The sequence below is a fragment of the Archangium sp. genome, assembly GCF_036389735.1.
In the GTDB taxonomy this organism is placed as follows: Bacteria; Myxococcota; Myxococcia; order Myxococcales; family Myxococcaceae; genus Archangium.
Map to the genome: position 1 here is coordinate 1 of NZ_DASVWK010000057.1, position 6,140 is coordinate 6,140.

Below are 6,140 nucleotides of genomic sequence, written 5' to 3' on the forward strand. Positions count from 1 at the left end.
GCGGCCCACCACGGCGGCCTCCGCGACGGACTTGTGGGCCACGAGCGCGCTCTCCACCTCGGCGGTGCCCAGGCGGTGGCCGGCCACGTTCACCACGTCGTCCACGCGGCCCATCAGCCAGAAGTAGCCGTCGTTGTCCCGTCGCGCGCCGTCACCCGTGAAGTACATGCCGGGCAGCTCGCTGAAGTACGTGTTCACATAGCGCTGCGGGTCCCCGTACACGGTGCGCAGCATCGAGGGCCACGGCCGGGTGACGAAGAGCAGGCCACCGTGGTTGGCCGGCACCGGCTTGCCCTCCGGGTCCAGCACCTCGGCGTGGATGCCGGGCATCGGCAGGGTGGCGCTCCCGGGCTTGGTGGGCGTGGCTCCCGGAAGCGGGGAGATCATGATGCAGCCCGTCTCCGTCTGCCACCACGTGTCCACCACCGGGCAGCGCCCGCCGCCGATGACGTCGCGGTACCACATCCAGGCCTCGGGGTTGATGGGCTCGCCCACCGAGCCGAGCAGCCGCAGCGAGGACAGGTCATGCCGCTTCGGGTGCTCCTCGCCCAGGCGCATGAAGGCGCGAATCGCGGTGGGCGCGGTGTAGAGGATGGAGATCTTCTCGCGGGCAATGAGCTCCCAGAAGCGGTCCGCCCCCGGGTGCGTGGGCGCGCCCTCGTAGATGACGGTGGTGGCGCCGTTCATCAGCGGGCCGTAGACGACGTAGCTGTGCCCCGTCACCCAGCCCACGTCGGCGGTGCACCAGTAGATGTCCTCCTGCTTCAGGTCGAACACCCAGCGCGTGGTGAGCGAGGCATTCACCGCGTAGCCGCCCGTGGTGTGCAGCACGCCCTTGGGCTTGCCCGTGCTGCCCGAGGTGTAGAGGATGAAGAGCGGGTGCTCGCTCTCCACCCACTCGGGCTCGCAGGTGTCGGGCTGCTTCGCCGCCAGCTCCGTCCAGGACACCTCCTTGCCGCTGAGTTGGAGCGTGCCCTGCGTGGTGCGCTGACCCACCACCACGTGCTCGATGCTCTTCATCTGCGGCATCGCCTTGCGCACGTTCTCCAGCAGCGGCACCACCGCGCCCTTGCGCCAGCCCCCATCCATGGTGAGCAGCACCTTGGCGCCCGCGTCGTTCATGCGCTCCAGCAGGGCCTCCGCCGAGAAGCCGCCGAACACCACCGAGTGCACCGCGCCAATGCGCGCACACGCCAGCATGGCCACCGCGGCCTCGGGCACCATGGGCATGTAGATGCCCACCCGGTCCCCCTTGCGCACGCCCAGCGAGCGCAGGCCGTTGGCGAGCCGGTTCACCTCGCGCGCCAGCTCCCCATACGTCACCTTGCGCCGGTCCCCGGGCTCGCCCTCGAAGAGGATGGCCGTCTTGTCCCGGAGCTTGTCCAGGTGCCGGTCCACGCAGTTGTAGGCGAGGTTGGTGCGGCCCTCGACGAACCAGCGCGCGTGCGGTGGCTTCCAGTCGAGCACCGTCTGGAAGGGCTCCTTCCAGTACAGCTCCTCACGGGCGCGAGCCCCCCAGTAGGCCTCGGGGTCCTTCGCGGCCTCGTCCCACAGCCGGCGGTAGTCCTCCATCCCACGGATGTGGGCCCGGCGGGTGAAGTCCTCGGACGGTGGGAAGACGCGGTTCTCGACGAGGACGGAACTCAGCTCTTGCGACGGCGGACGGGGTGCTTCGGCCATGGTGTGGGGCTCCTCCAGTACGACGACGTCAGGAGCCCCGTTCTAGAAGCCTCGCGAGCCCCGTCTCAAGGAGCCTTTGCACAGGGGGATGAGTTCTGGACGGCTTCGTACTTCACCGACACTTCGCAGGCGCACCCGGCGATCTGCTGCTGCCGCGGCTCGTAGCGCACGCGCAGCACGCCGTCGAACTCCGTGGCGCACTGTGTCGTGCCCTCCAGGTGCACCGTCACCTGCTCCACGAGGCATTCATGGCCAGCGCCGGGGAGCGAGGCGTTGGCCAGGGTCCCATCCAGTGAGAAGGCATCATCGTCCTGCGAGCCCGCGCCGAGGAAGAAGCCCACGAGCTGCATGTCCAGCAGCCCGTACTTCATGCGCAGCACCTCGCCGGAGATGGACAGCTCCCCATCCCAGAGCGCCTCGGGCGAGGAGAGCAGCCCGCACTCGTCGCTCAGCACCTCCACGGACTTGAACTCATAGGGGCCCTCGTTCTGGATGTAGGCGCGGGTGCAGCCCAGGCCCAGGGTGAGGGACAGCACGGACAGCAGGAGCGGACGGAACAGTCGGGTAGCGGCCACGCGAGCATGCTAGCGGAGCCAGCGTCCACGTGCAGAGTGCAACCGCGAGGCCAGCGGATAGACTGGCTTCCCATGCCTCCGTTCAAGAATCCCCTGCCCACCGTGGACTGCATCATCGAGCTGCCAGGGGACCGCATCGTGCTCATCCGCCGCAAGAACCCTCCTCCCGGTTGGGCGCTGCCCGGGGGCTTCGTGAACGAGGGCGAGCGTCTGGACCAGGCCGCGGTGCGCGAGGTGAAGGAAGAGACCGGCCTGGATGTGGAGTTGGTGGAGCAATTCTTCACCTACTCGGACCCTCGAAGGGATCCCCGCAAGCACACCCTGTCCACCGTCTTCATCGGCCGGGCCCAGGGCGAGCCCCAGGGCGCGGATGACGCGGCCGAGGCGAAGACCTTCCCGGTGGACGCCCTTCCCCAGGAGCTGGCGTTCGACCACGGCACCATCCTCGCCGACTATCTGACCTACAAGCGGACCGGGCAGCGGCGGAAGCTCTAGGACCCACGGCCCCGAATGCACTACCTCCCGCTCCTCTTCGCGCTCGGCCTGCTCGTGGCACTGCACGAGCTGGGACACCTCGTGGCCGCCCGGCTTCTGGGCATCCATGTGTCCCGCTACACCCTCGGCTTCGGGCCGGCGGTGCTCACCTGGCGGCTCGGCGGGACGGAGTACGTGCTCGGCGCCGTCCCACTGGGGGGCTCCGTCCGCATCCAGGGGATGAACCCCCACGAGCCCGGGTTGGACCCGACGGACCCGAGAAGCTTCACGGCGCAGACGCCCTGGCGGCGGATGCTGGTGCTGCTCGCGGGGCCGCTGAGCAACTGGTTGTTCGCGCTGGGCGTCCTCGCCGCGCTCTACACCTCGGGCACGCACGTGGTGGTGCCGCTCACGGTGGGCACCATCAACCCCGGCTCCGAGGCGGCACGCGCGCAGCTCCTGCCGGGAGACCGCATCGTCAGCGCGGACGGCGTACCGCTGGAGAGCTGGTCCGAGTTCGTGGCCCTCATCGCCCAGAACCCCGGCCGAGAGCTGAAGCTGGGCGTCGAGCGCCAGGGCGAGCCGCGCGAGGTGAGCGTGCGCCCGCGTCCCGACGAGCGGGGCGAGGGCCGCATCGGCGTGAGCCAGCAGTACGTGTACCGCACCCACGGCGTGGGACAGGCGCTGCTCCAGGCGGTGGCGCACACGGGGAATCTGGTCAGCGAGGGCACGCGGATGCTCCATCGCCTGCTCCAGGGGCAACAGGGCATCGTGGTGGCCAACCCGCTGGGGATGGTGAAGCAGACCTCGGGCGCGGCGGCCAGTGGCATGGGGGCCTTCCTGCGGGTGCTGGTGAGCCTCTCGGTGGCGCTCGCCTTCTTCCACCTGTTGCCCCTGCCCTCGTTGGACGGAGGGCGCATCCTCTTCGTCGTCTTCGAGTGGGTGAGCCGCCGCAAGGTACCGGCACGGGTGGAGACGCTGGTGCACGCGGTGGGCTTCCTCGCGCTGCTGGGGGTGGTGCTGACGGTGGCGCTCGCGGACGTACGCCAGCACCTGGGCCGCTCGGCCCCGTCCGCCCCGGCACGAGACTCGGGAGAGACCGGGGTAAGGGAGCCCTCCGACGCGGGCACCGCGAAGCCGGAGGCGGCCATCGACTTCCCGGGCCTCATGGACGCGGGGACCTTTCCCCTGGCGGGCGACACCGGCGACTGAGCCCTCGGTAAGAGCCGATGCCGACCCGGCGAGCGGCCGGCAATGCCCTCGGGGAGACGGTTCCCCGGCGGAACAGGCCCCCAAGGGGGAGCGAAGGCCCTATGCTCCAGCGCGCCATGGGGACCAAGGCGAACGACGGCCTGTACTGCGAGCTTTACTGGGGTACCACCCTCAACGAGGCGAAGGGCTTTGGCCCCGAGTTGTCGCGCGTGCTCGCCGCGCCGGACGAGACGGTGCCCCTGCCCCTCTACGGCTTCACCCTGCCGGAGGAGCCCTTCCTCCTCGCCGAGCGCACCGAGCGGGGCTACCGCGTCTTCGTCCCCCCCGCGGCGCGCCTCGAGCGCAGCCGGCACGGCGATGCCTTCCGCGCGGTGCCCGACGCGGAGCTTCAGCGAACCGAGGGCCGTGCCTGGGTGGAGCTCACCCGGGAGGACCGGCTGCGGCTCTCCGAGGGAGAGCTGTCCGTGCTCCTCGCGCCCTCCGTGGCGGGCAAGCGCGCGGCGAGCCTGGGGTGGCGGGACTTCGGCTGGCTGGCGATGGTGTCGGTCCTCTTCCTCAGCCTGCCGGTGGGCTTCCTCCTCGCGGGCCCCTCCCCCGAGCGGATGGCCGCGTCCAACGCCCGTGCCATCTCCCAGGCACGAGAGCGCGAGCAGGCCGAGCGCAAGCGGCTCGGAGTGGACACGCCCGCGCGCCCCATCTCTCCGGACGCGGCGCGGCCCGACGCGGGCGTGAAGACGCTGCCCAACAACCTCGGCGTCTACTGAGACTCAGGGCCCCAGGCCCACCCAGACCTCGCCGTCCTCGTAGAACTCCTTCTTCCAGATGGGGACGTCCTCCTTGAGCCGCTCGATGGCGTGCTCGCACCCGCGGAAGGCCTCCTTGCGGTGGGGCGCGGCGGCGGCGATGACCACCGCCAGCTCGCCCGGCACCAGCGTCCCCACCCGGTGCACGATGGCCAGCCGCGTCCCCTGGAAGCGCTCGGCCACCTCGGCGCCGATCTCCGCCAGCTTCTTCTCCGCCATGGGGGGATAGGCCTCGTACTCCAGCTTCATCACCCGCCGGCCACGCGTCTGGTTGCGCACCGAGCCGGAGAAGGTGACGAGCCCGCCGTAGGACTCGCCGGCCACCGCCTCCACCACCTCCTCCAGCCGCAGCGGCCGATCCACCACCCGGAACAGCCCGCCACTTCCACCCGCCACCGGGGGAATGAGCGCCACCTCCGCGCCCGGGGGCACCTCGGCCTCCGCGTCGGAGAACTCCTGGTTCACCGCCACCCGCAGGTGCGGCAGGAGCGGCGCGAGCGCCGGGTGACGCGCGGCCACCAGGCGCAGCACGTCCGAGACACGCGCGTCGGGGGGCAACTCCACCGACTCACGGGGGAGCCCCACGCGCTCGCGCGCCGCGGCGAAGTACAGGAGGGTAATGGTGTCGGCCACGGCCCCTCTTAGCGCGACCGGAGCAGGGTCCGCGCCCGGAAACGACCACCGCCCTCCTCGGGGGTGAAGTCGAGGAAGACGGACTCCACGGGCGGGAGCTGATCCAACAGCGCGCCCACCAGCGAGCGAGCCACGGGGAGCTGCTGCGACGGCACGCCGGGCACCTCCTGGGGTGCATCCAGATCGGTGCGCAGCTGGCCCACGTCCACCATGGCGGAGAGGTGACCGGCCTCGAAGGCGTTGGCGCCGAAGCGCTCCCGGAGCGCCGCGCCCACGTCGCCCGCGGCGCGGCCCTGAATCGACTCGCCTCCGTGCATCGTCAGCCGATCGGCCGAGACGGTGAGCTCCAGCGGCTGCTCCATCACCCGCGTGCGCAGCCGCGTGCCCTCCGCGCCCTTCACCACCTCGAAGGGCTGCCCGCGCGCCTTCAGCCGCCCGGTGAGCCACTCCAGCACCGGCTCGGAGCGCACCAGGCCCGCCTCGAAGAGCAGCGTGCCGCGTGGCTCCGGCCGCCGGCTGCCCTTGATGAAGTTGCGGTAGAAGGCCGGCGCGTCGAAGTAGGCCAGCACCGTCATGTCTCCGCGCAGCGCGCCCAGCAGCTCGTCCGCGCCGGACGCGTTGAAGCCCTGCTCCTGCAAGCGCTGGAGCGTGCGCTCGCGACGCTCCGAGCCGGGCGCTCCGAAGACGAGCTTCGCCAGCTCCTCGGGCGGAATGGACACCATGAGCGCGGCGATGGGGCCCGCGGGCGCCTTGCCCAGCAGCG

General features: G+C 71.1%; 6 protein-coding genes and 1 pseudogene. 3 read left to right on the top strand and 4 right to left on the bottom strand.

Features of this window, described 5'->3' with window-relative positions; translation table 11 throughout:
• Both acs and VF794_RS02075 read right to left on the bottom strand, forming a co-directional pair.
• Window positions 1–1,680, bottom strand: a 1,680-nt coding sequence (gene acs, locus VF794_RS02070; protein WP_331107189.1) for an acetate--CoA ligase, incomplete at its 3' end; no start/stop codon positions are given.
• Between the two features lie 65 nt (window positions 1,681–1,745).
• Complete coding sequence (locus VF794_RS02075) at window positions 1,746–2,255, bottom strand: hypothetical protein (protein WP_331107191.1); 510 nt, start codon at window positions 2,253–2,255, stop codon at window positions 1,746–1,748.
• Between the two features lie 72 nt (window positions 2,256–2,327).
• Here VF794_RS02075 and VF794_RS02080 point away from each other — a divergent pair, with 72 nt between their 5' ends.
• From VF794_RS02080 to VF794_RS02090, 3 genes are all read left to right on the top strand, one after another.
• On the top strand, window positions 2,328–2,750 hold the full coding sequence (locus tag VF794_RS02080) for an NUDIX hydrolase (RefSeq protein ID WP_331107193.1): 423 nt from the start codon (window positions 2,328–2,330) through the stop codon (window positions 2,748–2,750).
• A 15-nt stretch (window positions 2,751–2,765) separates the two neighbouring features.
• Complete coding sequence (locus VF794_RS02085; RefSeq protein ID WP_331107195.1) at window positions 2,766–3,941, top strand: M50 family metallopeptidase; 1,176 nt, start codon at window positions 2,766–2,768, stop codon at window positions 3,939–3,941.
• A 101-nt stretch (window positions 3,942–4,042) separates the two neighbouring features.
• Window positions 4,043–4,705: a hypothetical protein gene (locus VF794_RS02090; protein WP_331107198.1), complete on the top strand. Its 663-nt coding sequence runs from the start codon at window positions 4,043–4,045 to the stop codon at window positions 4,703–4,705.
• 3 nt (window positions 4,706–4,708) lie between these two features.
• Here VF794_RS02090 and VF794_RS02095 read toward each other — a convergent pair whose 3' ends face one another.
• The gene (locus VF794_RS02095) at window positions 4,709–5,377 is read right to left on the bottom strand and encodes a molybdenum cofactor biosynthesis protein (RefSeq protein ID WP_331107200.1); all 669 of its coding nucleotides are present in this window, start codon (window positions 5,375–5,377) and stop codon (window positions 4,709–4,711) included.
• An 8-nt stretch (window positions 5,378–5,385) separates the two neighbouring features.
• Window positions 5,386–6,140 (bottom strand): annotated as a pseudogene (locus VF794_RS02100) (PKD domain-containing protein); the annotation flags it as partial.

Bases quoted from the DNA above. Each gene is read 5' to 3' on its own strand.
- VF794_RS02080 (WP_331107193.1), top strand. From the start codon at position 2,328: ATGCCTCCGTTCAAGAATCCCCTGCCCACCGTGGACTGCATCATCGAG.
- VF794_RS02085 (WP_331107195.1), top strand. From the start codon at position 2,766: ATGCACTACCTCCCGCTCCTCTTCGCGCTCGGCCTGCTCGTGGCACTG.
- VF794_RS02090 (WP_331107198.1), top strand. From the start codon at position 4,043: ATGCTCCAGCGCGCCATGGGGACCAAGGCGAACGACGGCCTGTACTGC.